Origin of the sequence: Streptomyces sp. NPDC019443 (assembly GCF_044389785.1) — a bacterium.
GTDB lineage: Bacteria > Actinomycetota > Actinomycetes > Streptomycetales > Streptomycetaceae > Streptomyces.
In genome coordinates this window covers 148,988-175,807 of record NZ_JBIRYJ010000015.1, presented here as the reverse complement: position 1 = coordinate 175,807, position 26,820 = coordinate 148,988, and the positions used below count along the sequence as shown (strand labels likewise).

Sequence of the window (26,820 nt, the reverse complement as noted above, 5' to 3'; positions counted from 1 at the left end):
ATCACCAGCGGCGCCGCGATCGTCAACTCCTCCACCCGATCACAGCCCACCTGATCACCGGCCCGCACCGCCAGCTCCAGGAAACCCGTCCCCGGAAACAACACCCCGCCCGCCACCACGTGATCCCGCAGCCACGGATGCGACCGCAACGACAACCTGCCCGTCAGCAGAACACCATCAGCCCCCGCCAACTCCACCGCCGCACCCAACAACGGATGCCCCGCCGACCCCAGACCCACCGAACCCAGATCACCCGACACCACCCCCGACCCCCGCGGCCAGAACCGCCGACGCTGAAACGCATACGTCGGCAACCCCACCAACGACGCCCCCGAACCAGCAAACGCCGTTTCCCAGACGACGGGCACACCTCTCACGTACAACTGTCCAAGGCCGTCCATGAGGCTGTTGACTTCGGGTCGGTCCTTGCGCAGTACGGATACGAACTGACGCCCGTCGGCCTGCAGGCATCCCTGAGCCATCGCCGTCAGCGTGCCGTCCGGGCCCAACTCCAGGAACCGGCTGGCCTTGCGCTCCTCCAGGCAGTCGACGCCGTCGGCGAACCGCACCGCACTGCGGACATGCCCCACCCAGTATTCGGGCGAGGCAATGTCCTCGGGCTCGGCCGGCCTGCCGGTGAGGGTGGACACGATCGCTGTCTGCGGATGGTGATAGGCCAAACCCTCGGCGACTCGCCGGAAGTCCTCCAGCATCGGGTCCATCAACGGCGAGTGGAACGCATGACTCACCCGCAGCGACGTCGTCTTGCGCCCCAACTCGTCGCGTACGTGCCCGGCGAGCTCGTCCACGGCCTTCTCCGCACCGGAGATCACCACCGCATCCGGACCGTTGACCGCCGCCAGGCCGACCTCGCTCTCCCGGCCCGCGAGGAGGGGCAGCACCTCCGCCTCCGACGCCTGCAGAGCGACCATCGCCCCGCCCGGCGGAAGACCCTGCATCAACCGGCCACGCGCGGCCACCAGACGACACGCATCCTCCAGCGACCACACCCCCGCCACATAGGCCGCCGCCAACTCACCGACCGAATGCCCCAACAACACATCCGGCCGCACACCCCACGACTCCACCAACCGGAACAGCGCAACTTCCAGAGCAAACAACGCAGGCTGAGCAAACTCCGTCCGATTCAACAGCTCCGCATCATCACCGAACACCACCCCCCGCAACGAACAACCCAACTCACCATCCACAAACCCACACACCGCATCAAAGGCCGATGCAAAGACCGGGAACGCCTCATACAACTCCCGGCCCATCCCCAACCGCTGCGAACCCTGACCCGCAAACAGAAACGCCGTACGCCCACCTGCCCTGGCGGTTCCGGTGACCGTCCCCGGCGCCTGTTCGCCCTCGGCCACCGCGGTCAGTCCGCGCAGCAACTCCGCCCCGTTCCCTCCGGTCACCACCGCACGGTGTTCGAAGGACGAGCGCGTCGTGGCGAGTGAGATCCCGACGCTCGCCGGGTCGACGTGGTGGTGTCCCGACTCCACGAACGACAGCAGCCGACCCGCCTGTGCTCGTAGGGCAGCCTGGCTACGGGCGGAAATCACCCACGGCAGGCACCTGGCGGCGACCGATTCCTGAGCCTGGCCGACGGACTCCCCGGTGGGAACCTCCTCACCGGGCACGTCCTCGGTGGGAGCTTCCTCGACGACCATGTGTGCATTGGTGCCGCTGATCCCGAACGACGACACCGCCGCACGACGCGGGCGGTCGCCTCCCCGCGGCCAGTCCTGCTCGGCGGTCAGCAACCGCACCGGCCCGGCCGTCCAATCCACGTGCTGGGACGGTACGTCGACATGCAGCGTGGGCGGCAGCACCTCGTGCCGCATCGCCAGCACCATCTTGATCACACCGCCCACACCCGCAGCGGCCTGCGTGTGTCCGATGTTCGACTTCAACGACCCAAGCCACAACGGCCGGTCCTGGGACCGCCCTTGTACATAGGTCGCCAGCAGCGCTTCCGCCTCGATCGGGTCCCCGAGCGGCGTGCCGGTGCCGTGCGCCTCCACCGCGTCCACGTCCCCCGCCGAAAGCCCCGCGGACTCCAGGGCCGCGCGGATCACGCGTTCCTGGGCCGGGCCGTTGGGTGCCGTCAGGCCGTTCGAGGCTCCGTCCTGGTTGATGGCGCTTCCACGTATCACCGCCAGCACGGGATGACCGTTGCGCCGGGCGTCCGACAGCCGCTCCACGAGAAGCATTCCGACGCCTTCAGCCGGGCCAAAACCGCTCGCCTGATCGGAGAACGCCCTGCAACGGCCGTCGGCGGACAGCGCCTGCTGCCTGCCGAAGTCGACGAACATCTCCGGGCCCGACATGACGGTCACGCCGCCGGCCAGCGCGATGTCGCACTCGCCGGACCGCAGGGACCGCACCGCCAGGTGCAGCGACACCAGCGACGACGAGCACGCGGTATCGACCGTGACCGCGGGCCCCTCAAGCCCGAAGGAGTACGCGATCCGGCCGGAGGCCACACTCGTCGTGCTGCCGTTCAGCAGATGACCCCCCAGCTCTTCCTGGGACTCCTGCGAACGGGGGATGTAGTCCTGCGCGATGGCGCCCACGAAGACACCGGCGTTCTTCCCGCGGAGTGCCGTGGGAAGGATGCGCGCCCGCTCGACGGTCTCCCATGACACCTCCAGCAGGAGGCGCTGCTGGGGATCCATCGCCTGGGCCTCGCGCGGCGAGATCTCGAAGAACTCCGCGTCGAACGAGGGGGCCCCGTAGAGGAAGCCGCCCTCGCGGACGTACGTCTTGCCCGGTCGGCCGGGTTCCGGGTCGTACAGCCCTTCCATGTCCCAGCCGCGGTCCGTCGGGAACGTGGAGACGGCGTCCGTACCGGAGGCGAGCAACTGCCACAGGTCCTCAGGTGATTCCACGCCGCCGGGGAAGCGGCAGCCCATCGCCACGATGGCGATGGGTTCGTGATCACGTGCCTCGCGGTCCTGCAGACGCTTGCGCGTCTGGCGAAGGTCGGCGGTGACCAGTTTGAGGTAGTCCCGCAGCTTCTCTTCGTTGCTCGCCATGTGTTGCCACTTCCCTAAGAGGGACCCCCTGGGGTCCGAGAGGTCAGGTCCGAAGAGGTCAGGTCCGAGGGATCAGGAAATGCCCAGCTCTTGGTTGATCAGGTCGAACATCTCGTCGTCCGTCGCGTCGTCCAGCTCCTTGCCGTCCGACGTACCTCCGGCGCCGGTCCACTTCGAGAGGAGCTCACGCAACCGGGCCGTGACCTTGTCCCGCAGGTCGTCGTCCGCTGCGCCGTCGTCCGCGCCGCCCCCGCCGTCGTCCGCGCCGCCCCCGCCGTCGTCCGCGGATGCTGCGGATGCTGCGGACGCCGTTGACGCCGTTGACGCTGCGGATGCCGTGGCTGCCGCTGATGCCGTGGCCAGTACGGCTTCCAGCTTGTCGATCTCCTCGAAGACGGCCGTGGAGGGTTCAGCCTCCTCCGGGACGCTCTGGGCGAGCAGGTGACCGGCGAGGACGGCCGGGGTCGGATAGCTGAAGATCAGTGTTGCCCGCAGTGTCAGCCCCGTGGCCGCGCTGAGGCGGTTCCGCAGCTCCACAGCGGTGAGCGAGTCGAAACCCAGTGACTTGAAGGGGCGTTCGGACTCGACCCTCTCGGGGTCGGAGTGACCGAGGACCGCCGCGGTGTGGGTACGCACCAGGTCCAGGACAGCCTGCTCCCGTTCGTTGGCATGCAGCGGACGCAGCTGTTCGGTGAGCGACACCGCTGTCGTTGCCGTAACGGTCGCCGCGACGCGACGCACCTGGGTGTGCACCAGGCTCCTGAGCAGAGCCGGCGGCTCACTCGACTCGTTCCGCAATGCCGAAAGGTCCAGGCGCGTCGGCAACAGCACCGCGTGGTCGGCCGTCAGGGAGGTGTCGAAGAGCTCGAGAGCGTCCGACGTGCGCAGCGGTGCCAGACCGGTCCGGCTGACGCGCTGGATGTCCGCCTCGCCCAGGGTGCCTGCCATGCCGGTCGACCGGTCCCACAGACCCCAGGCCAGTGACAGGGCGGGGAGCCCGACGGCCCGGCGATGGTGCGCCAGCGCGTCCAGGAACACATTGGACGCCGCGTAGTTGGCCTGCCCCGGGGTGCCGAAGGCGGCTGCGGCGGACGAGAACAGTACGAAGGCGGAGAGATCGAGGTCCCTGGTCAGTTCGTGCAGGTTCCAGGCCGCTTCGGCCTTGGGTCGCAGCACCGTGTCGATCCGCTCCGGCGTCAGCGAGTCGACGACGCCGTCGTCCAGCACCCCGGCCGCGTGGATGACCCCCGCGAGCGGGTGGCTGTCGGGCACCTGGGCCAGCAGGCGGCAGAGCGCGTCCCGATCGGCGATGTCGCAGGCAGCGACCGTGACGGAGGCTCCGAGCGCTTCCAGATCGGCCGCAAGTTCGTTCGCCCCCGGCGCGCCGGGGCCGCTGCGGCTGGTGATCAGGAGGCGGCGGACACCGTGCCTGCTCACCAGATGGCGGGCGAGAAGGCCGCCCAGCGCGCCGGTACCGCCGGTGATCAACACGGTGCCCCCCGCGTCGAGCGGGCGGGGAATCGTGAGGACGATCTTTCCTACGTGCCGCGCCTGGCTGAGCTGCCGGAACGCTTCGGGAGCCCGGCGTACGTCCCAGGTGGTGACCGGCAGGGGCCGGAGCGCCTGTCGCTCGAAGAGCGAGAGGACCTCGGCCAGCATCAGGGCGGTGTGGGCAGGGTCGACATCCCGCAGGTCGAACGCCTCGTACCGGACGCCCGGGTGGTCCGCGGCGACCCGCTCGGGGTCACGCAGGTCCGTCTTGCCCATCTCGATGAATCGGCCGCCGCGGGGCAGCAACCGGAAGGAGGCGTCGACGAGTTCCCGGGCGAGGGAGTTCAGGACGACGTCCACTCCCCGTCCGCCGCTGGCCCGCACGAACTTCTCTCCGAACTCCGCGGTGCGGGAGGAAGCAATGTGATCGTCGTCCAGACCCATCGATCGAAGGGTTTCCCACTTGGCCGGGCTGGCGGTCGCGAAGACCTCCGCACCCAGATGCCGGGCCAACTGCACGGCGGCCATGCCGACACCGCCCGCCGCGGCATGAATCAGCACGGATTCGCCAGGGCGCAGATCCGCGAGATCGGCCAGGCCGTGGTACGCGCTGAGGAAGACGATCGGTGCGGCGGCGGCCTCCGTGAAGGACCAGCCGTCGGGCATCCTGGCGAGCAAACGGTGATCGGTCACGGCGGTAGGCCCGTACGCCCCCGGGATCAGGCCCAGGACGCGGTCCCCCGGGGCCAGCCCAGTGACGTCGGGGCCGACATCGGTGACCACACCGGCTCCCTCACGACCCGGGACCTCCCGGTCGAGCATGCCGAGGCAGACCAGCACATCGCGGAAGTTCACTCCCGTCGCGTGCATTGCCACCCGCACCTCACCCGGTCCGAGCGGTTCGGTCACCTCGGGGCAGGCGACAAGGGCCAGATGGTCGAGTGTTCCCGGGGTGGTGACGTCCAGCCGCCAGGCGGGCGCTCCGGAGGGCGGCAGCAGCGGTCCGTCGGTTCCGGCCCGGACCAGTCGAGGCGCGTGGGCGGTTCCTTTCCGCAGGGCGAGCTGCGGCTCTCCGGAGGCGAGCGCAGAGCCGAGCAACTCGGCACTCGTCGCCGGCCCGTCCTGATCCGGCGCGAGGTCCAGCAGGAGGATCCGTCCCGGGTTCTCCGACTCCGCCGAGCGTGCCAGACCCCATACCGGGGCGGCGGCCAAGTCGATGTCGGCCCCTTCGTCCGCGACGGCGACCGCGCCACGGGTCACCAGGACGAGCCGGGATGTGGCGAAGCGCTCTTCCGCCAGCCACTCCTGGAGCAGGAAGAGCGTCCGGTGCAGGCCTGCCCGTGCACCGTCGACCACGCCAACGCCGTCGACCACGCCAACGCCGATGGCCGCGCCCCCGCCGTCGCCGCTCGCCTTGCCGTCGCTGTTTGCCGACACGCAGTCCACGAGTACCGCGTCGGGCAGCGTCGTACCCGCCTCCACGGCCGCCCGCAGAGCGGCCAGGTCCTCGAAGGCTCCGGCCGGAGCGTCGGGCAGATCGGCAGTCGGACCCAACACGGCCCAAGACGAGGCAGGTGCTTCGGACCCTGCCGCAGGGGCCAGCGCCGTCCAGTCAACACGGAACAGCGAGTCGTTCCGCGCCCCGCGGGAGGCGTCGAGGGAAGCCTCGTTCAGCTCTCGCATGATCAATGAGTCGACGGATGCCACCGGTCGGCCACCGGCATCGGACACGGTCAGCGAGATCGAGTCCTCGTCCACCGGCGACAACCGCACCCGCACCACTGACGCCCCTACCGCAGCGAGCGAGACGCCGCTCCAGGAGAACGGCAGCCGTACCCGCACGGGCTCCGTCTCCCCTGCCGTGGCCAGCCAGGCGTGCAACGCCGCGTCCAGCAGCGCCGGATGCAGACCGAACAGTCCGGCGTCGCGGCTCTGCTCCTCGGCCAATGCGACCTCGGCGAACACCTCCTCGCCCCGCCGCCACACTGCCTGAAGTCCCTGGAAGGCCGGACCGTAGGCGTAGCCGCCTCCGGCCAACTTCTCGTAGAAACCGGCCAGTTCCACCGGCTTCGCGCCGGAGGGCGGCCATACGTCCAGTCCGGCCCTGTCCGAGGAGTGGTCCGGGACGAGGAACCCATCGGCGTGGCGGGTCCACGTCTCGTCGACGGTGGCACCGCTCGGGCGCGAATAGACCCTTACCGTCCGTCGGCCGGACTCGTCCGGTCCACCGACCATCACCTGGAGCTGTACCGCGCCGCTCTCGGCCACCACCAGGGGCGCCTCGATCGTCAGTTCCTCTACGCGACCGCAGCCCAGCCGGGTGCCGGACTGCAGCACCAGTTCAAGGAAGCCGGTGCCGGGGAAGAGCACGGTGCCCGCGACCATGTGGTCCCGCAGCCAGGGATGCGACTGCAGCGACAGCCTCCCGGTGAACAAGGCCCCTTCTCCATCGGCCAGACCGACTTCCGCGCCCAGCAACGGGTGCTCCGCCGGCGCCAGCCCGAGGCCGGTGGCATCACCGGATCCGGCTCTGGTCGCGCGTGGCCAGAACTTCTGCCGCGCGAAGGCGTACGTCGGAAGATCGATGCGCCTCGCGCCGATCCCGTCCAGTGCGGCGGACCAGTTCACCGAGATCCCCCGCGTGAATACGGCTGCCGCAGCGGCCATGAACGCTTCGGCCTCGGGACGGTCCTTGCGCAGTACGGATACGAACTGGCGCCCGTCGGCCTGCAGGCATCCTTGAGCCATGGCGGTCAGCGTGCCGTCGGGGCCCAACTCCAGGAACCGGCTGACGCCCTGCTCCTCCAAGCGCTGAATGCCATCGGCGAACCGCACCGCGTGGCGGACATGCCCCACCCAGTACTCCGCCGAGGCGAGTTCCTCCGACGTGGCCGGCTCACCGGTCACATTCGACACGACCGCGATCCGCGGCGACTCGTACGAAATGCTCTCCGCGATCTGCCGGAAGTCCTCCAGCATCGGGTCCATCAACGGCGAGTGGAACGCATGACTCACCCGCAGCGACGTCGTCTTGCGCTCCAGAGCACGGAAGTACTCGGCGATCTCCCCGACCGCCTCCTCAACGCCGGAGATCACCACCGCATCCGGACCGTTGACCGCCGCCAGGCCGACCTCGCTCTCCCGGCCCGCGAGGAGGGGCAGCACCTCCGCCTCCGACGCCTGGACAGCGACCATCGCCCCGCCCGGCGGAAGAGCCTGCATCAACCGGCCACGCGCGGCCACGAGACGACACGCATCCTCCAGCGACCACACCCCCGCCACATAGGCCGCCGCCAACTCACCGACCGAATGCCCCAACAACACATCCGGCCGCACACCCCACGACTCCACCAACCGGAACAGAGCGACCTCGAGAGCGAACAACGCAGGCTGCGCAAACTCCGTCCGGTTCAACAGCTCCGCATCATCACCGAACACCACCTCACGCAGCGAATATCCCAACTCACCCTCGAACCGGTCACAGACCTCATCGAACGACCGGGCAAACGCGGGGAACACCCCGTACAACTCCCGCCCCATCCCCAACCGCTGCGAACCCTGACCCGCAAACAAAAACGCCGTCTTCCCAGCCCCACCCGACATACCGGTGATGACGTTGAGGGCCGGCACACCATCCGCCAGAGCCCGTAGGCCCAGCAGGAGTTCCTGTCGCTCCGAGGCGAGCACGACTGCCCGGTGCTCCAACGCCGACCGCGTCGTCACCAACGACAAGGCCAGGTCGCCCAGCGCCAGTTCGGGGTCGGCCTCCACGAACGACAGCAACCGCTCCGCCTGCCCCCGTAGACCATCGGGTCCGGCTGCCGACACAGTCAGGGGGACCACGCCCGCGGCCCCAGCGGAAGCACCGCCGTCAGTCACGAAACGGTCTGTCCCGTCAGTACTCTCGTCCGACGTCGCCTGCTCCAGGATCATGTGTGCGTTCGTCCCGCTGATCCCGAACGACGACACACCCGCCCTGCGCGGCCGGTCCACCTCCGGCCACTCCGTGTTCTCCGCCAGCAGCTCCACCGCACCGGCGGACCAGTCCACATGCGAGGACGGCATATCCGCGTGCAGGGTTCGCGGCAGTATGCCGTGCCGCATCGCCATGATCATCTTGATCACGCCACCCACACCCGCAGCGGCCTGAGAGTGCCCAATGTTCGACTTCAACGACCCCAGCAGAAGCGGACGCCGCTCCGGCCGGTCCTGCCCGTACGTCGCCAGCAACGCCTGCGCCTCGATCGGGTCGCCGAGCACGGTACCCGTGCCATGGGCTTCAACCGCGTCCACGTCCGCCGCCGACAGGCCCGCCCCTGCCAGCGCCTGACGGATCACCCGCTGCTGCGACGGACCGTTCGGCGCCGTCAGACCATTCGACGCGCCGTCCTGATTCACCGCACTGCCACGCACCACCGCCAGCACCTGGTGACCGTTCCGCCGGGCGTCCGACAAACGCTCCATCACGAGCACACCCACACCCTCGGACCACGCCGTACCATCCGCAGCATCCGCGAACGCCTTGCACCTACCGTCCGCAGCCAATCCGCGCTGCTGGCTGAAGCCGATGAACATGTCGGGCGTCGACATCACCGTCACGCCACCGGCCAGCGCCAGATCACACTCGACCGACCGCAACGACTGCACCGCCAGATGCAACGCCACCAGAGACGACGAACACGCCGTGTCCACCGTCACCGCCGGGCCTTCCAGACCAAACGCGTAGGAAACCCGGCCGGAGGCGACGCTGCCCGTATTCCCGGTCAGCGCATAGGCATCGGTCCCGTCCGCGGCCTCCCGCAGACACGACCCGTAGTCCTGGGCTATAACTCCCGCGAAGACACCCGTCCGACTGCCCCGCAACGACTCGGGAGCAATGCCGACCCGCTCGAAGGCCTCCCACGACGTCTCCAACAGCAGCCGCTGCTGCGGATCCATCGCCAGCGCCTCCCGCGGCGAAATCCCGAACAACCCCGCATCGAACGACGCCGCGTCGTAGAGGAAACCACCTTCCCGCACATACGACTTGCCGACCTTCCCCGGATCCGGGTCGAACAGACCGTCAAGATCCCACCCACGGTCGGCCGGGAACCCGCCGATTCCCTCACCGCCGTCAACGACCAACTGCCACAGATCCTCGGGAAGTTCCACCCCGCCCGGGAACCGGCATGCCATCCCCACGATCACCACCGGATCGTCTTCCACCCCCACCAACGCAGGCAGCAAACGTCCAGAAGCGTCCTCGCTGCCGAGCACCTGGGACTGGATGTGGCGGGCGAGAGCCGCAGGAGTCGGATAGTCGAAGATCAGCGTGGCCGACAGCCGCAGCCCCGTCACCGTATTCACCCTGTTGCGCAACTCCACCGATGTCAACGAATCAAACCCGAGACCCCGGAACGTCTGGTCCGCATCGATGCCCGCCGCGGACGCGTGTCCCAATACTGCCGCCGCTTGACCGCAGAGCATGTCGAACAGAAACCGCTCGCGATCGGCCGACGCCAGAGCGAGAAGCCGCTGCTGGAGATCGGGCTGACCGCTTCCACTCGTGGTGACCTGCACGCTGCGGCGTACCGGAGTACGGATCAGGTTGCGCAGCAGCGGCGGGGCGGTCTCGGACTGGCCACGCAGCGCCTTCACATCGAGGTTCACCGGCAGTACGGCGGCCCGCTCCAGCTCGGATCCGCGCTCAAGAGCGTCATCGAGCAGCCTGAGTGCTTGTTCGGCGGAGAGCGGGAGCATGCCCGACCTGGCCATACGCCGCAGGTCCGCCTCACTCAACTCACTGGTCATCCCCGCACCCGGCGCCCACGGACCCCACGCCAACGACGCCGCCGGCAGACCCCCCGCACGCCGGGACTCCGCCAGAGCATCCAAGAACGCATTCGCCGCCCCGTAGTTGGCCTGACCCGCACTGCCGAACGTCCCCGCCACCGACGAGAACACCACAAACGCCGCCAGATCCAGCCCACCCGTCAACTCATGCAAATACACGGCCGCATCCGCCTTCGGACGCAGCACCGCATCAAACCGCTCCGGCGTCAGCGACAAAACAACACCGTCATCCAGCACACCCGCCGTATGCACCACCGCAGTCAACGGATGCACAACCGGAACCGCCGCCAACAGCCCCCTCACAGCCTCCCGATCACCGACATCAACCGCCGCAACCTCCACCTGAGCACCCAGAACGGCCAGCTCCGCCACCAACTCACCCGCCCCCGGCGCATCCACCCCACGCCGACTCGCCAGCACCAGATGCCGCACCCCGTGCTCAACCACCAGACGCCGAGCCACCAGAGCACCCAGACCACCCGTACCACCCGTGACCAGAACCGTGCCCTGCGGGTCGAGAGCGACAGGCATCGTGAGGACGACCTTGCCCACATGCCGCGCCTGACTCAGGAATCGGAACGCATCCGGTGCCCGCCCCACATCCCAGACCGTAACCGGCAACGGCTCCAGCACACCCCGCTCGAACAGATCGAGGAGCACGCTCAGCATCTCCGCGATCCGGTCGGGCCCCGCCTCGATCAGGTCGAACGCCTGGTAGCGCACGCCCGCGTGATCAGCGGCCACCTGCCCGGGCTCACGGATGTCGGTCTTGCCCATCTCCACAAACCGGCCGCCCCGCGGCAGCAATCGCAGTGACGCGTCAACGAACTCCCGCGCCAGGGAGTCCAGGACCACGTCCATGCCCCGGCCACCGGTCGATTCCAGGAACGACCGCTCGAAGCCCAGATCACGCGAGGACGCGATATGCGACCCATCCAGACCCGACCCGCGCAATGTTCCCCACTTGCCGGGACTCGCCGTACCGAACACCTCAGCACCCAGATGCCGCGCCAACTGCACCGCAGCCATACCAACCCCACCCGCGGCAGCATGAATCAGCACCGACTCACCCGCCTGCAACCCGCCCAGATCCACCAACGCGTAATACGCCGTCAGGAACACCACCGGCGCGGCCGCCGCCTGCGCGAACGACCACCCCTCCGGGATACGGATGACGGTGCGTTCGTCGGCCACCGCCACCGGCCCGAACGCATGCGAGAACAACCCCATCACCCGGTCACCCGGGGCAAACCCGACGACACCGGGGCCCGTCTCGGTGACCACGCCCGCACCTTCCAGACCCAAAGGCCCCGCGTCACCCGGATACATGCCGAGCACGTTCAGCACATCACGGAAGTTCACCCCGGCAGCCCGCACCGCGATCCGAATCTGGCCTGCCCCCAGCTCACCCCTCACCTCAGGGCAAGCCGCAGTGACCAGACCGTCCAAGGTCCCCTTCTCGGCAATGTCCAAGCGCCAGTCGGCAGACCCCTCGGGTGGCTCCAAACCAGTTCCCCTGGATGCCACCCGGTCCAGGCGGGGTACGAACACCGCACCCCTGCGCAGCGCGAACTCGGGCTCGTCCGAGGCCAGCGCACCCCCGAGCTCGGACCAGGACTCTGCCGTGCCATCCACATCCACCAGCACGAACCGGCCAGGATTCTCCGCCCTCGCCGCCCTCACCAGACCCCACACCGCCGCCAACACCGGATCCGGCACACCGTGATCAACCGCCACCGCCCCCTCGGTGACCACCACCAACCGCGAACCTGCGAAACGCTCCCCCGCCAACCACTCCTGCACCAAACCCAACACCCGAGCCGACACCAAACGCGTCGCCCCGGGCACATCAGCGCCATCGGATGGGCTCGTGCCACACGGGAACAGCACCAGCTGCGGGACGTCCGCACTCAGCCCGGCCAGGTCGGCGTACACGTCTGCATCGATCGAACCCGCAGTCGGCGCTTCTGCACCCTCCCCGACCACAGCCCAGCGGTCCATCGGAGAGACCGGCTCGCCGACTGCCGGCTTCTCCACCCAGTCCACCTGGAACAAGTCCCGATGTTCGCCATGAGCGCCTGCGGCCAGTTCACCCGAGACCTCTCGCAGGACCAGCGAATCGACCGAGGCCACAGCGCGGCCGGCGGAGTCGGCCAGCTGAAGCGAAACCGCTTCCGGCCCGGCCTTCACCACCCGCACCCGCAGCGCCCGCGCACCCGAAGCCACCAACGACACACCGCCCCAGGAGAACGGCAACCGCAGTGAACTCTCACCACTGTCGAACAGACTGAGAAGCACGGCGTGGAGTGCCGAGTCCAGCAGCGCCGGGTGCACACCGAACCCACCGGCCTGGGCCTCGTGCTCCTCGGGAAGGCCGACCTCGGCGAACACCTCCTCGCCCCGCCGCCATACCGCCCGCAACCCCTGAAACACCGGGCCATAGGCAAACCCCGCCTCGGCGAACAGCCCGTACACACCCTCCACCGGCACCGCCACCGCACCCCGCGGCGGCCACACACCAAAATCAAACCCCCCGGACTCCACCAAAGGAGCCACCGCCAGCACACCACTGGCATTCAGCACCCACGGATCAACATCCGCCGCACCCTCCGCACGCGAATAGAAGAGGCACTCGCGCACAGCGGACTCATCCCGCCCACCGACCACCACCTGAACCCGCACGCCACCGAGTTCCGGGATCACCAGCGGCGCCGCGATCGTCAACTCCTCCACCCGATCACAGCCCACCTGATCACCGGCCCGCACCGCCAGCTCCAGGAAACCCGTCCCCGGGAACAACACCCTGCCCGCGACCATGTGATCCCGCAGCCACGGATGCGACTGCAACGACAATCTGCCCGTCAGCAGAACACCATCAGCCCCCGCCAACTCCACCGCCGCACCCAACAACGGATGCCCCGGAGCCGAAAGGCCCAGGCTGACCACGCTGCCCCCCGAGGCCGTCCCAGGTGTCGGCCAGAAGTTACGCCTCTGGAATGCGTACGTCGGCAGATCAGACCGGCGTGCTCGTGTCCCCATGAACAGCGAGGCCCAGTCCGCTTCGCCCCCGTGCGCGAACACGGCGGCCACGGCTGCCATCACCGAGTCGAGTTCGGTGCGGTCCTTGCGCAGTGTGGGAACCAGCACTTCGTCGTCGCCGGACACGCATCCTTGGGCGATGGCGGTCAGCGTGCCGTCGGGGCCCAACTCGAGGAACCGGCTGACGCCCTGCTCCTCGAGGCGCTGAATGCCGTCGGCGAACCGCACCGCGTGGCGGACATGCCCCACCCAGTATTCGGGCGAGGTGAGTTCCTCCGATGTGGCCGGCTCGCCGGTCACATTGGACACGATCGCGATCCGCGGTGGCTCGTACGAAATGCTCTCCGCGATCTGCCGGAAGTCCTCCAGCATCGGGTCCATCAGCGGCGAGTGGAACGCATGACTCACCCGCAGCGACGTCGTCTTGCGCTCCAGAGCACGGAAGTACTCGGCGATCTCCGCAACCGCCTCATCGGCACCGGAGATCACCACCGCATCCGGACCGTTGACCGCTGCCAGGCCGACCTCGCTCTCCCGGCCCGCGAGGAGGGGCAGCACCTCCGCCTCCGACGCCTGGACAGCGACCATCGCCCCGCCCGGCGGAAGACCCTGCATCAACCGGCCACGCGCGGCCACCAGACGACACGCATCCTCCAGCGACCACACCCCCGCCACGAACGCCGCCGCCAACTCACCGACCGAATGCCCCAACAACACATCCGGCCGCACACCCCACGACTCCACCAACCGGAACAAGGCGACCTCGATCGCGAACAACGCAGGCTGAGCGAACTCCGTCCGGTTCAACAGCTCCGCATCATCACCGAACACCACCCCCCGCAACGAACAACCCAACCCACCCTCGAACCGCTCACAAACCTCATCGAACGACCGGGCAAACGCGGGGAACACCCCGTACAACTCCCGCCCCATCCCCAACCGCTGCGAACCCTGACCCGCAAACAAAAACGCCGTACGACCCTCGGCCACTGCGCGACCGGTGATCACACCCGGCCAGGGTTCGGTGGCCGCCAGCGCCGTCAGACCCGCGCGCAGCTCGTTCCAGTCCGAGGCGAGCACGACTGCCCGGTGCTCCAACGGAGACCGCGTCGTCACCGACGACAGACCGACATCACCCAGCGGCAGTTCGGCGTCGGCCTCCACGAACGACAGCAACCGCTCCGCCTGCCCCCGAAGACCATCAGGGCTCACCGCCGAAACCACCACCGGCACCACCGGCAGCTCGCGCCCCTCACCCTCGCCGGACCCAGTGCCCTCGCCCGCAACAGCCTCCACCGGCGGAGCCTGCTCCAGGATCACGTGCGCGTTCGTCCCGCTGATCCCGAACGAGGACACACCCGCCCTGCGCGGCCGATCCACCTCCGGCCACCCCGTGTTCTCCGCCAGCAGCTCCACCGCACCGGCAGACCAGTCCACGCGCGAAGAAGGCACTTCCGCGTGCAAGGTGCGCGGCAGCACCCCGTGCCGCATCGCCATGATCATCTTGATCACGCCGCCCACACCCGCAGCCGCCTGAGAGTGCCCAATGTTCGACTTGAACGAGCCGAGCAGAAGCGGGCGTCCCTCCGGCCGGTCCTGCCCGTACGTCGCCAGCAACGCCTGCGCCTCGATCGGATCCCCGAGCGGCGTGCCGGTCCCATGGGCTTCAACCGCGTCCACATCCGCCGCCGACAGGCCCGCACCAGCCAGCGCCTGACGGATCACCCGCTGCTGCGACGGACCGTTCGGCGCCGTCAGACCATTCGACGCACCATCCTGATTCACCGCACTGCCACGCACCACCGCCAGCACCTGGTGACCGTTGCGCCGGGCGTCCGACAGCCGCTCCACCAGCAGCACACCCACGCCCTCGGACCACGCCGTGCCGTCCGCGGCATCCGAGAACGCCTTGCACCGCCCATCGGTGGCCAGCCCTTGCTGCTGGCTGAAGTCGACGAAGGTGTTGGGGGTCGACATCACGGTCACACCACCCGCCAGCGCCAGATCGCACTCACCCGACCGCAACGCCTGCACAGCCATATGCAACGCCACCAACGATGACGAGCACGCGGTGTCCACCGTCACCGCCGGCCCCTCAAGACCGAAGGTGTAGGAGATCCGGCCCGACGCGACACTGGCGTGATTTCCCGTCAGGACGTACCCGTCGGCGCCGTCAGAAGACCCCCGCAGACACGACCCGTACTCCTGCCCCATCGCCCCCGCGAAGACACCGGTCCGACTCCCCCGCAGCGATTCCAGACCGATCCCGGCCCGCTCGAAGACCTCCCAGGAGGTCTCCAGCAACAGCCGCTGCTGAGGATCCATTGCCAACGCCTCACGCGGCGAAATCCCGAACACCCCCGCGTCGAACGATCCCGCGTCGTAGAGGAACCCGCCCTTCTGTACGTACGTCTTGCCGAGCTTCCCCGGATCGGGGTCGAACACCCCTTCCAGATCCCACCCACGATCCGCCGGGAACCCGCCGATTCCCTCACCGCCGTCCACGACCAGCTGCCACAGATCCTCAGGAGACTCCACTCCACCCGGGAACCGGCATGCCATCCCCACGATCACCGCCGGATCGTCTTCCACCCCGGACACGGCGGGCAGTATGGATCCGGATTCATCCTGCTCGCGGCCCACCACCTCGTCGGCCAGGTAGCCGGCCAGCGCTGCCGGGGTCGGGTAGTCGAAGAGCAGTGAAGTCGGCAGGCTCAGTCCGGTCGCCGTCTTGAGGCGGTTGCGGAGGTCCACGGAGGTCAAAGAGTCGAACCCGAGGCCCTTGAACGTCCATCGCGGCTCGACCTGATCCGGGGACGCGTGACTCAGGATGGCCGCGGCGTGCGTACGTATCTCATGGAGCATCGCGCTACGCCGCTCGCTGTCCGAGGCGTCGGCCAGACGGCTCAGCAGTTGCGGCTGTTCGTCGAGGCGATCGGTGTCCTGAGCTTCGGTCAGGTCGTCCCCCGCCGTGGACAGCGACAGGTGCGCTTCCGGGACGATGTCACCGGAAGCACCCTCCAGCCAGTACCGACGGCGTTGGAAGGCGTAGGTAGGCAAGTCCACCCGTCGCGCACCGGTTCCGGCGAACAGCGCCGACCAGTCCAGGGCGACACCGGAGGCGTGCGCCTCGGCAAGCGAGGTGAGCAGTCGATCGCTACCGCCCTCGTCCCGGCGTAGCGACCCGATCGCCACGGCGTCGGTGCCTGCGTCATCGGCGGTCTCCATGAGCGCGCCGATCAGTACGGGGTGTGGACTGACCTCGACGAAGACGCTGTGGCCGTCTTCCAGCAGTCCACGGACCGCTTCGTCGAAGCGGACCGGTCGGCGCAGATTGCGATACCAGTAGCCGGCGTCGAGCGTGGCGGTGTCCACGACAGCCGCCTCCACCGTGGAAAAGAACGGGACCTGCCCGGACTGCGGCGCCACTGCGGCCAGTACGTCGACGAGCTCGCTCTCGATCGCCTCGACGTGTGCCGAGTGCGACGCGTAGTCCACCGGCACCCGCCGCGACCGGGCCCCGCGCTGCTCGCACCAGGCCAGCAGTTCCTCCAGGGCGTCCGTGTCACCGGACACCACAACCGCCCCGGGGCCGTTCACCGCCGCCACCGATACACGGTCCGGCCATCGCTCGGCGAGTTCGCGCTCCACCTCCCCCGCAGGCAATGCCACCGACACCATTCCGCCCTGGCCAGCAACCGCCGTCAGCGCGCGGCTGCGCAGCGCCATCACCCGGGCGCCGTCCTCCAACGACAGCCCACCGGCCACGCACGCTGCCGCGATCTCACCCTGCGAATGCCCCACCACCGCGGACGGCACCACTCCGCATGCCTGCCATACGGCCGCCAGCGACACCGTCACGGCCCAGGACACCGGCTGGACCACGTCGACGCGGTCCAGGGAAGGGGCACCGGAAACGCCCCGCACCACGTCCAGCAGAGACCACTCAATGAATGGATCCAGCGCCTCCGCGCATGCCTGCATCGAGGCGGAGAAGACCGGCGAGGAGTCAAGCAACTCCCGTCCCATTCCGGCCCATTGCGCCCCCTGTCCCGGGAAGACGAACACCGGACCACGGGCGTCATCACCCTGGGCGACGTCGGCGCCAGGGCGCCCCTCCACGAGGCCGGGGGCGCCCGCGCCTTCAGCCAGGGCTTCCAGGCCGTGCAGGAGTTCGTCGCGGTTCCGGCCCAGCACGATGCCGCGATACTCGAAGGCGGTCCTGCTTGTGGCCAGCGAGAAACCCACGTCGGCGGGCAACAGACCCGGATCCGCCGTCACATGAGCCAGCAGCCGACCGGCCTGGGCCCTCAGGGCAGGTTCGTTGCGGCCCGACAGCGCCCACAGCATCTTCGGGTCGTCGGCCGCCCCGGGTCGACGGGCGAGCAGCCCCCCGGTTTGCGATCTGTCGCCGGCGGCAGCGTCGAAGCCGACGGCCGGTTGCGGGGTGGTCCAGTCCGACAGCACCACATGACAGTTGGTGCCGCCCATACCGAACGAACTGACCCCGGCCAGCAGGGATTCGTCCGCCCGCGGCCATGGGCTCAGCGAAGTGCCGACCCGCAGGTTCAGGCTGTCGAGCGGGATGTCCGGGTTGGGCGTCCGGAAATTCAGGCTGGGCGGGATCTCTCTCCTGCTGACGGACAGGATCGCCTTGATGAGTCCGGCGATACCGGCCGCGCCCTCCAGGTGCCCCAGGTTGGTCTTGACGGATCCGACGAGCAGCGGGGAGTCCGCGGGCCGGGCATGGCCGAGCACCGCACCGAGGGCCGCCGCTTCGATGGGGTCGCCCAACTTCGTTCCGGTGCCGTGCAGTTCCACGTACTGCACATCGGCGGGGTTCACACCGGCCCTGCGGTAGGCCTCCCGCAGGACGTCCTCCTGAGCGGCGCCGTCGGGCGCGGTCAGGCCTTCACCACCACCGTCGTTGTTCATCGCGGTGCCGCGGATCACGCAGTGGATCGGGTCGTCGTCGGCGATGGCGCGAGAGAGTGTCTTGAGGACGACGAGGCCGCCGCCCTCACCGCGGACGTAGCCGTTCGCGCGGGCGTCGAATGTGTGACAGCGGCCGTCCGGGGAAAGCCCGCCGAACTTGGCCGAGGCGACCACACTGTCGGGTGCGAGAGTCAGGTTGACGCCGCCCGCGAGCGCGAGGTCGGACTCGCCTCGGCGCAGGCTCTCGCATGCCATGTGAACGGCGACCAGCGAAGAGGACTGACCGGTGTCCAGCGTGAGGCTGGGACCGCGCAGACCCAGGAGGTACGACAGCCGGTTGGCGATGATGCCCCGGTTGAGCCCGGTGAGGGTGTACTGGCCGATGGCCTCCAGTCCGAGCCTGCGCGCCAACGTGGCGTAGTCGTCCCAGATCGCTCCGACGAATACGCCGGTCCTGCTTCCCCGGAGCCTTCGGGGAACAATTCCGCCCTCTTCCAGTGCCTCCCAGCCGAGTTCCAGAATCAGCCGCTGCTGAGGGTCCATCACCATGGCCTCGCGGGGCGATATGCCGAAGAAGCCGGGATCGAATCGATCGACGTGGTCGAGGAACCCGCCCCGTCGCGTGTGCGTATGGTCCACCGACGAAACGGCCGGATCGTCGAGTGAATCCGTGTCCCACCGGATTCCGGGTGTCTCCATCATGGCCCGGTTTCCCGGTGTCTCGGTCACGGCGCTTTCGCCATGCCGGAGCAGTTGCCAGAACGTAGCAGGATCGGGCGCTTTGGGAAGTCGGCAGGAGATTCCGACAACCGCCACGGCTTCTTCCGAAGAAATTCCGCATTCTGGCAACACGGCCACAGCCTCCACCTTACGGACGGATCCGACTCACCGCCGACTGCGCATTCCGGCCGGGTCCGACTGCCGCGCGGCTGCGAAACGATCGATGCTCTGATCTTTTCCATACTGGAGCTTGATTGCGGCCTTCGTCCCGCAGGCCCCGGGGCATCTAGGGGTACCCCTACTGTTTGACGTGGCCGGACGGCTTTCGGTCAGCGCCGGCGCCGCGGGATCATCTGCAGGCCGCCCCGGGGTTGGAGGGTGATGTCGCTCGTCACCCGGGTGGGGGGCGGGCCGACCGGCTCGAATTCCCACTTCCTGCTGAGCGTGGCCAGCGCCATGACACCTTCCATTTGCGCGAAGGAGTTGCCGATGCACTGCCGGGGTCCGGCGCCGTAGGGCAGGTAGCTCATTTTGGGCCGTCCGGGAGCTGTCGCGTGGCCACTCAGCGGGTCACCGTCATCGGAGTCGACCCACCGCTGCGGGGCGAAGCGCTCGGCCTCCGGCCACCATTGCGGGTCGCGGTGCACGATGTAGGGACTCACCATGATCACGCTGTTCTTCGGAATCCGGTATCCGTGAGCGGTGAACTCGGTCACCGCGCGCCGGACAAGGATCCAGGCGGGGGGATACAGCCGCAGCGCCTCCGTGAACACCGCATCGGTCCACTTCAGCCGTGGCAGGTCGGAGACCTCGGGCAGCCTGTCTCCGAGCACCTCGTCCAGTTCCGCGTGCAGCCGCTCCCTCGCCTCGGGATTGGTGCCCAGCAGGTAGTAGGCCCAGGTGAGGGCTCCGGACGAGGTCTCGTGCCCGGCCATCAGCAGGGTCATCGCCTCGTCGCGCAGCTCCTTGTCGTCCAGCTTCTCGCCGGTGTCGGCATCCTGCACGGTGAGGAGCACTGACAGCAGATCCTCGCCGTCGCCGGATCCTCGGCGACGTTCCTCGATCATTTCGTAGAGGATGGCGTCGACGTTGCTCAGGCCGCGCTTGAACTGACGGTTCGCCGGCAGCGGCAGGTACAGCAGGAACTTCCAGATGGGGCTCATCTCCCACCGCAGGGGCCCGCCTTTGCGGGGGAACGCCGTGCGGATGGTCGATGCGACATTGCTGTCGAGTGATACATCGAAGAGGGTCCTGGTCACCATGCCCAGAGCCAGCTCGTACATCGCCTCCTGAAAGTCCAGTTGCTTTCCGTCGGAGAACTTGTCGACGGCCTCCGAAGCAACTTTGGCAAACGATTCGCCGTACCCCGCGATCCGCTGCCGATGGAAAACCGGCTGAATGAGCCGGCGCTGCTTGCGATGATAGTCGCCCGCGCTGGTGACCAATCCCTTGCCCAGGACCCTCTCCAGGGTCGATCCCCAGTCGTCGGGACCCGGTCCGACCTTCTGGGCATCCTTGTCGAACCTACGACTGGACGCGATGATCACGTCCTGGACCACGTCGGGGTCGCTGACTACGAAGGCGTACTGATTCCCGAACGGGATGCGCATGATCGGCCCGTACTCCTCACGCAAACCAGTGAGGAAGCGCGGTACATGAGCCGTCATTCTGCGCAAGTCCCTGAGCCTCACCTTGCCGATAGGAACCGGCTCGGTGGCAGCGGGAATGTCGGGAGCGGGCTGGACATCAGTCACAGGTGTCTCCTGATGTTGACGGAGGCAGACCGGGGCGGCCCTCGATGCGCCGGAACGGGCATGCGGAAAGACGTAGGTCTGGCAGCCACGACCGGGAATCGGAGATTCGCGCGGCCGAACGGGTTCGGACGCTAGCACCGCCGTCCTGACGCGGCGTATGCCGTCCGGGGTTGTCTAGGGAAATCCGGGCAACGAAGCACCGGCAGTGGCTACATCGCGCCCGGCGGTGGCTCCATCGCGCCCTCGGGCGCCCCCGGCCAAGGTCGACGTGAGAACCGGGCCGGGCCTGATGAGCCGACGGATGCCGGTGCGGCCCGGCCCGGTTCGACGGGCCGATGGCGTTCCAGCAATTCCCTAGAGTTCGTGGCTGCCGCTGGCCGGAGTTCCGCGAACCGTGCTGGGCTGGGGCCGTCCCACCGCCGATCGGCTCCTCGCCTCGGCTTGGCCCACCGGAAGCCGGCACTCGGACGGACGCCCTGGTTCGCCGGCAGCCGAACCCCACCGACCACGAAGAGAGCGACGTCGAGTGATGGACCTGCAGAAACTCTCGGACCGTCCTGCGGAGCACGACTGCCCCGTTCCGGTCGGCGCGTCATGACAGCCGCGGTCAAAGCGGCGATCAAGGCGGAGGATCTCAAGAAACGCTACGGGCACATCCAGGCCGTCGACGGGGTGTCACTGACGATCGAGACCGGTGAGTTCTACGGCATTCTCGGCCCCAACGGCGCGGGCAAGACCACCACCCTGGAGATACTCGAAGGCGTCCGCGAACCCGACGAGGGCCGTATCGAGCTCTTCGGTCTCAGCCCCTGGCCCCGCAACACCAAGCTGCTGCCGCGTATCGGTGTGCAGTTCCAGGCCTCGTCGTTCTACGAACGGCTCACCACACGCGAGACCATCCGCCTCTTCGCCTCCTTCTACCGCATCAGCGCCCGCGAGGCCGACATGTGGCTGGAGCGGGTGGGGCTCTCGGAGTTCGCCGGGATCCACGCCGAGAAACTCTCCGGCGGGCAGGCTCAGCGGCTGTCCATCGCCTGCGGTCTGGTGCACAACCCGGAACTCGTCTTCCTCGACGAGCCCACCGCCGGCCTGGACCCCCAGTCCCGCCGCAACCTGTGGGATCTCCTGCGCGACATCAACCGGGAGGGCCGCACCGTGGTCCTCACCACGCACTACATGGATGAGGCAGAGATCCTCTGCGACCGGGTGTCGGTGATGGACCACGGCAAGGTGCTCAGGACCGGCCCCCCGGCCGCCCTGGTCCGGGAGCTGGACGACACGGTGCGCGTGAGCGTGGAGTCCGGACTGGTCTCCACCGATGCCGTGCGTGAACTCCTCGCCGCGGGCAACGCCGAGATCTCGGCGGTGGAGGACGACGGCGTGTCACTGACGCTGTCCACCCGGGTGCCCGGGCCGGTGCTGTCGGTCCTGGCCGCCCAGGGCGCGCTGCGGGGCCTGCAGGTACGCGGCGCAACCCTGGAGGACGTCTTCCTCCAGCTGACCGGACGGGAGTTGCGCACGTGAGCATCGATCACACCGAGGAGGCGACCGCCGAGGGAACGCAGGGGCAGGCGGACCTGGCGCCGGAGAGGCGTACAGCGCCGGGGCGGGGATCGGGGTCGGACCGGAAGAAGGCCGAGCGGCTCAGCGCCTTCCGTGAGCTGTCCCGCGTGATGTACCTGGTCTTCGCCCGGGACAAGGGAGCGGTCTTCTTCCTGATCGTCTTTCCTGTGCTGTTCCTGCTGCTCTTCGGCACCCTCTTCAGAGGAGAAACGACCGGGCACGCCAAGGTCGCGGAAGTCGGCACCGTGCAGGTGCTGGACGCCGTGCGGGGCAAGGACCGCGCAGAGCTGGACAAGGTGCTCAGCATTACTCGCGTGACGGACGAGGCAAAAGCGCTGGCCAAGGTCAAGAAGGGCGACTACGACGCACTGATCAAACAGGGTCCCGGTGGCACGGTCGTGCTCCACTACAGCGCCACCGACCAGGTCAAGGCGGGTACGGTCCGGGGAGCCGTCAACACGCTGCTGGAGCGGGCCAATGTGGCCGCCACCGGCAAGCCGCCGACCTATACCCTGAGCAGTCAGAAGGTCGAGGACGAGTCCCTCAAGCCCATCCAGTACATCACCCCGGGGCTGCTGGGCTGGGCGATCGCCTCGGGCGCGGTGTTCAGCACGGCACTGACGCTGGTGTCCCTGCGCCGCAAGCAGGTGCTACGACGGATGAGACTGTCCCCGATCAGCGCGGGATCGGTCGTGGCTTCCCGGGTCGGCGTGACCTTGTTCATCGCCTTCAGCCAGACGGCGCTCTTCCTCGGCGTGTCCACGCTGCCCTTCTTCGGGCTCCAGCTCACCGGCAACTGGTGGCTCATCCTGCCACTGATCGCCTGCGCCACCCTTTCCCTCATGTCGATGGGCCTGTTGGTCGGTGCGGTCACGAAGACCGAAGAGTCGGCCGGCGGCCTCGCGCAGTTGCTGGTGCTGCCGATGTCGTTTCTGTCCGGCTCGTTCTTCTCGCTCGACGACTCCCCGGGCTGGTTGCAGGGGATCGCTTCCGTGATGCCCCTGCGGTACCTGGTGACGGGCAGCGAATCCGTGCTCAGTCGTGGCGGCGGAGTCATGGACGTGCTGCCGACGATGGGCGGCATGCTGCTCTTCGGTGCCGTAGTGACCGCGATCGCCTGGCGCTTCTTCAGCTGGGACGACACGTAACCCCGCACGCAACAGGCAACACACACGGAGCCGTACGCGCAGGTCTGGCGTACGGCTCCGTGCCGTTGGGCCGAGATGGTCGGTGCCCGGCAGCGCCCCGCAGCGCCCGGCAGAGGCAACGAGTTAAAACGCAGGCCTCCCTCTGCTGCCACCGCCTCGGACTGCTCCCGGGAACACCCTGCCTCCCCATGACACTTCGGGCACTCAAAGCCCGAATCCAACGGCTACTGCCCGTCTTCACCCACCACGGACTGATACTCATCGTCGATCACCAGTGGGGGCTGGCGACTTACCACACCCGCAGCACGAAAACCCCTGGCACCTCGGGCCCGTGAACGTGTCCGCTCGGACCATGCCGCACTGCACTGGCTGCCGCGACGCAGGCCCGTGTCTGCGAAACTCCGACGGGACCTCAAGCCCAAACGCAACCCAGGTCTCACCCAGCCGAAGGAGCCGGTTGTTCCGCGGAGCGATTGCCGGTGAGAGCGCTGTAATAGACGGACTTTTGCTGCTTGGTGCGCTCGCTTTGGTTCTTTGCGACCGATGCTTCCAGGGCGTTGCGCACCAGTGTGACGTTGACCGTGCGCTTCGGGTGTGCCTGCGCCAGCTCCTTGGTGACTTCGGCCGCTGACCGCGGTTCCTGGTGCTCGGCGAGCAAGGCGACGACGAGTTCGCGCAGCGGCGGCCCGGCAGGTTGTGCCTTCGCATCTGTCTTCGCATGTGCCTTCGGCTTTGGCGCATTCTTGGGGCGCTTTCCCTTGCCGGCAACCGTGTTGGCGCGCCGCGCGCCGGGAACCACTGAGGTCGTTGCCGCCGTGGTCTCCTTTGCGGGGACGGTCCCCAGGGCCGCCTGCATGCTCACCAGCAGCTCGTGATCCTGCTGCAGCGCCTCGAGTTGGTCCTGCAGTGCGGCGGCCTCGGACTTGAGGCGTTCTTGTTCCCTCGTGTTGGCCTCGATGTCGGCAGTGACTTGCTTCGCGTATTGGGATTTCAGGGTGGGGTTGTCCTCCGGCACGACAGCTCTCTTTCCTCGTGGGTGTGTTGATGCCGGATGCTACCCACACTTACCTCGTTTATAGAACGGTGAAGTAGCTGGTCAGTCTCGTACTGTCCGGCCGGCACGAGTGAAGTGCCGTCGGCGCCCAGTCCCCCGTAGCGTGTCCAGCCTGCCGAATTGCTCGTCGGGGAGCGGCAGATCGGGGCACTCGTCGTCGGTGTCGACCACGACCCGCCACCTCGCGGTCGCGGGGCACTCGCCGGTGGCCGGGTTGACCCTCACCGGCGTACGCTCCCCGCGCGGGCGACCCTGGTGATTGAACTGAAGCCGCCTGCAAGCCGTACTGATAACGGCGGCCCCGACCTCCCGAGCCTGGTCCGTCGTGCCACCACCGGGCTTCGCACGGAAGGACCTTCGGGTTGTCGCTCTTCACGCGCTCTCGTCAGCTGCCGAATACGGACAAGGCACCCACGGAGGAGGGCCTGCCGTCGGGGGACACCGCCGCGGGTCAGGACGCCGCCGCGAGTGACGGCACCGGCGCTGGTGAGGACACCACCGCAGGTGACGCCGCCGGTGACGACGCGGACGAGGCTGTCGCAGGCGGCGGTTGGCGGGGCAAGCACCCGACCGCGGCTCGGACCATGACCTGGGTGACCACTGCCCTGGCCGCCGTGCTTGTGCTCTTCGCCCTCCTCCTGCCGAACGAGCCCACCCGCCTCACGCCCAGCGCGTTCGCACGCATCCCGGTGGAGGGAATCTTCGGCGCCGCGTTGCTGCTCGTCCTGCCCCCGAAGGCGAAAAAGGTGGTGGCTGTGCTCGCCGGGGTGGGACTCGGCCTGTTGACCATCCTGAAGTTCCTCGACATCGGCTTCCACTCGGCTCTCGACCGGCCTTTCGACCCGATGCTCGACTGGATCCTGTTCGACGACGCCGAGGCGTTCCTCGGGGACTCGGTCGGCCAGGCAGGCGCGATCGGTGCCGTCATCGGGGTCGTGGTCCTCGTCCTCGCCTTGCTCGTCCTCATGACGCTGGCGGTTGTCCGGCTGAGCCACCTCATCGTCCGGCTCAGAGCCGCTGCGACCCGTACCCTCCTGGTACTCGGGACCGTCTGGATCACCTGCGCGGCGCTCGGCGTGCAGATAGCCGGCGCACCGCTCGCTTCCAGAAGCACGGCCGAGCTCGTCCACGACCGTGCGCGCCAGGTGAGTGCGGGCCTGAAGGACGAGCGGGAGTTCGCCAAGGAGGCCGCCGCCGACGACTTCCGCGACACCCCGGCCGACCAGCTGCTGACCGGGCTGCGCGGCAAGGACGTCATCTTTGCCTTCATCGAGAGCTACGGCCGCAGCGCGGTCGAGGACCCGCGGATGGCATCCCAGGTCGGCGCGTTGCTCGCGGACGGGACCAGTCGGCTGCGCGCGGCAGGGTTCTCTTCCCAAAGCGCCTTCCTCACCTCTCCGACGGCGGGCGGCGGCAGCTGGCTGGCCCACTCCACCTTCATGTCCGGCCTGTGGATCAAGAACCAGAAGCGCTACGACAGCGTCACCTCAAGCGACCGCATGGCCCTCACCGGCGCCTTCCAGCGCGCAGGCGCCTGGCGGACGGTCGGCATCATGCCGGGCGTCACCCGGGCCTGGCCGGAAGGGCAGTTCTACGGCCTCGACAGCATCTACGACTCCCGGTACCTCGGGTACAAAGGCCCGAACTTCAGCTGGGCACCCGTACCCGACCAGTACAGCCTGTCCGCCTTCGAACGCCTGGAGCACGGCAAGCCGGGCCGCGAGCCGATGATGGCGGAGATCATCCTCGTCTCCAGCCACAACCCCTGGGCGCCCATCCCCAAGATGATCGGCTGGGACGAGGTCGGTGACGGCTCGGTCTACGACGCCATCAACAAGGCGGGCAAGGACCCCAAAGAGGTGTGGAAGGACCCCAAAAAGGTGCGGACCGAGTACCGGCGTTCCATCGAGTACTCACTGAACAGCCTCATCTCCTACGTGGAGAAGTACGGCGACGACGACACCGTCCTCGTCTTCCTCGGCGACCACCAGCCCGCCCCGATAGTCACCGGCGAGGACGCCAGCCGGGACGTACCGATCGCGATCGTCGCCCACGATCCGGCCGTCATGAACCAGATTTCCAGCTGGGGCTGGCAGGACGGCCTGAAGCCCGGCCCGAAGGCCCCGGTCTGGCGGATGGACACCTTCCGCGACCGCTTCCTCACTGCCTACGGCCCGCAGCCCGGCCCCAGCCCGTCCCCGCCGAGGCCGTAACCGCCGGGGGCACACCAAGGGGCG

At 68.3% G+C, this 26,820-nt stretch carries 7 protein-coding genes; 3 read left to right on the top strand and 4 right to left on the bottom strand.

Annotation, left to right across the window (positions count from 1 at the left end; genetic code table 11):
* From ACH492_RS32865 to ACH492_RS32855, 3 genes are all read right to left on the bottom strand, one after another.
* A partial coding sequence (locus ACH492_RS32865) for a type I polyketide synthase (protein WP_398991954.1) occupies positions 1–3,047 on the bottom strand: 3,047 nt, incomplete at its 3' end.
* A gap of 72 nt (positions 3,048–3,119) precedes the next feature.
* Entirely contained in the window at positions 3,120–19,211 is a 16,092-nt protein-coding gene (locus tag ACH492_RS32860) for an SDR family NAD(P)-dependent oxidoreductase (RefSeq protein WP_398991952.1), read from the bottom strand.
* 182 nt (positions 19,212–19,393) lie between these two features.
* A complete protein-coding gene (locus ACH492_RS32855) occupies positions 19,394–20,731 on the bottom strand; it encodes a cytochrome P450 (protein ID WP_398991950.1) in 1,338 nt (445 codons plus the stop codon).
* A 681-nt stretch (positions 20,732–21,412) separates the two neighbouring features.
* Here ACH492_RS32855 and ACH492_RS32850 point away from each other — a divergent pair.
* Together ACH492_RS32850 and ACH492_RS32845 are read left to right on the top strand one after the other, a co-directional pair.
* A complete protein-coding gene (locus ACH492_RS32850) occupies positions 21,413–22,342 on the top strand; it encodes an ABC transporter ATP-binding protein (protein WP_398991948.1) in 930 nt (309 codons plus the stop codon).
* Positions 22,339–23,529 carry an ABC transporter permease gene (locus tag ACH492_RS32845; RefSeq protein WP_398991946.1) on the top strand — a complete coding sequence of 397 codons (1,191 nt, stop codon included), beginning with the start codon at positions 22,339–22,341 and terminating at the stop codon, positions 23,527–23,529. The genes ACH492_RS32850 and ACH492_RS32845 overlap by 4 nt, the downstream gene beginning before the upstream one ends.
* Before the next feature lie 436 nt (positions 23,530–23,965).
* Here ACH492_RS32845 and ACH492_RS32840 read toward each other — a convergent pair whose 3' ends face one another.
* Positions 23,966–24,544, bottom strand: a complete 579-nt coding sequence (locus tag ACH492_RS32840; protein ID WP_398991944.1) for a hypothetical protein — start codon at positions 24,542–24,544, stop codon at positions 23,966–23,968.
* Positions 24,545–24,945: 401 nt separating this feature from the next.
* On the opposite strand from ACH492_RS32840, the gene ACH492_RS32835 reads away from it, so the two are divergent.
* Complete coding sequence (locus ACH492_RS32835) at positions 24,946–26,796, top strand: sulfatase (protein WP_398991942.1); 1,851 nt, start codon at positions 24,946–24,948, stop codon at positions 26,794–26,796.
* Positions 26,797–26,820 lie beyond the last annotated feature (24 nt).

Coding starts and splice junctions, on each gene's coding strand:
- ACH492_RS32850 (WP_398991948.1), top strand. CDS start 21,413: ATGACAGCCGCGGTCAAAGCGGCGATCAAGGCGGAGGATCTCAAGAAA.
- ACH492_RS32855 (WP_398991950.1), bottom strand. CDS start 20,731: ATGACGGCTCATGTACCGCGCTTCCTCACTGGTTTGCGTGAGGAGTAC.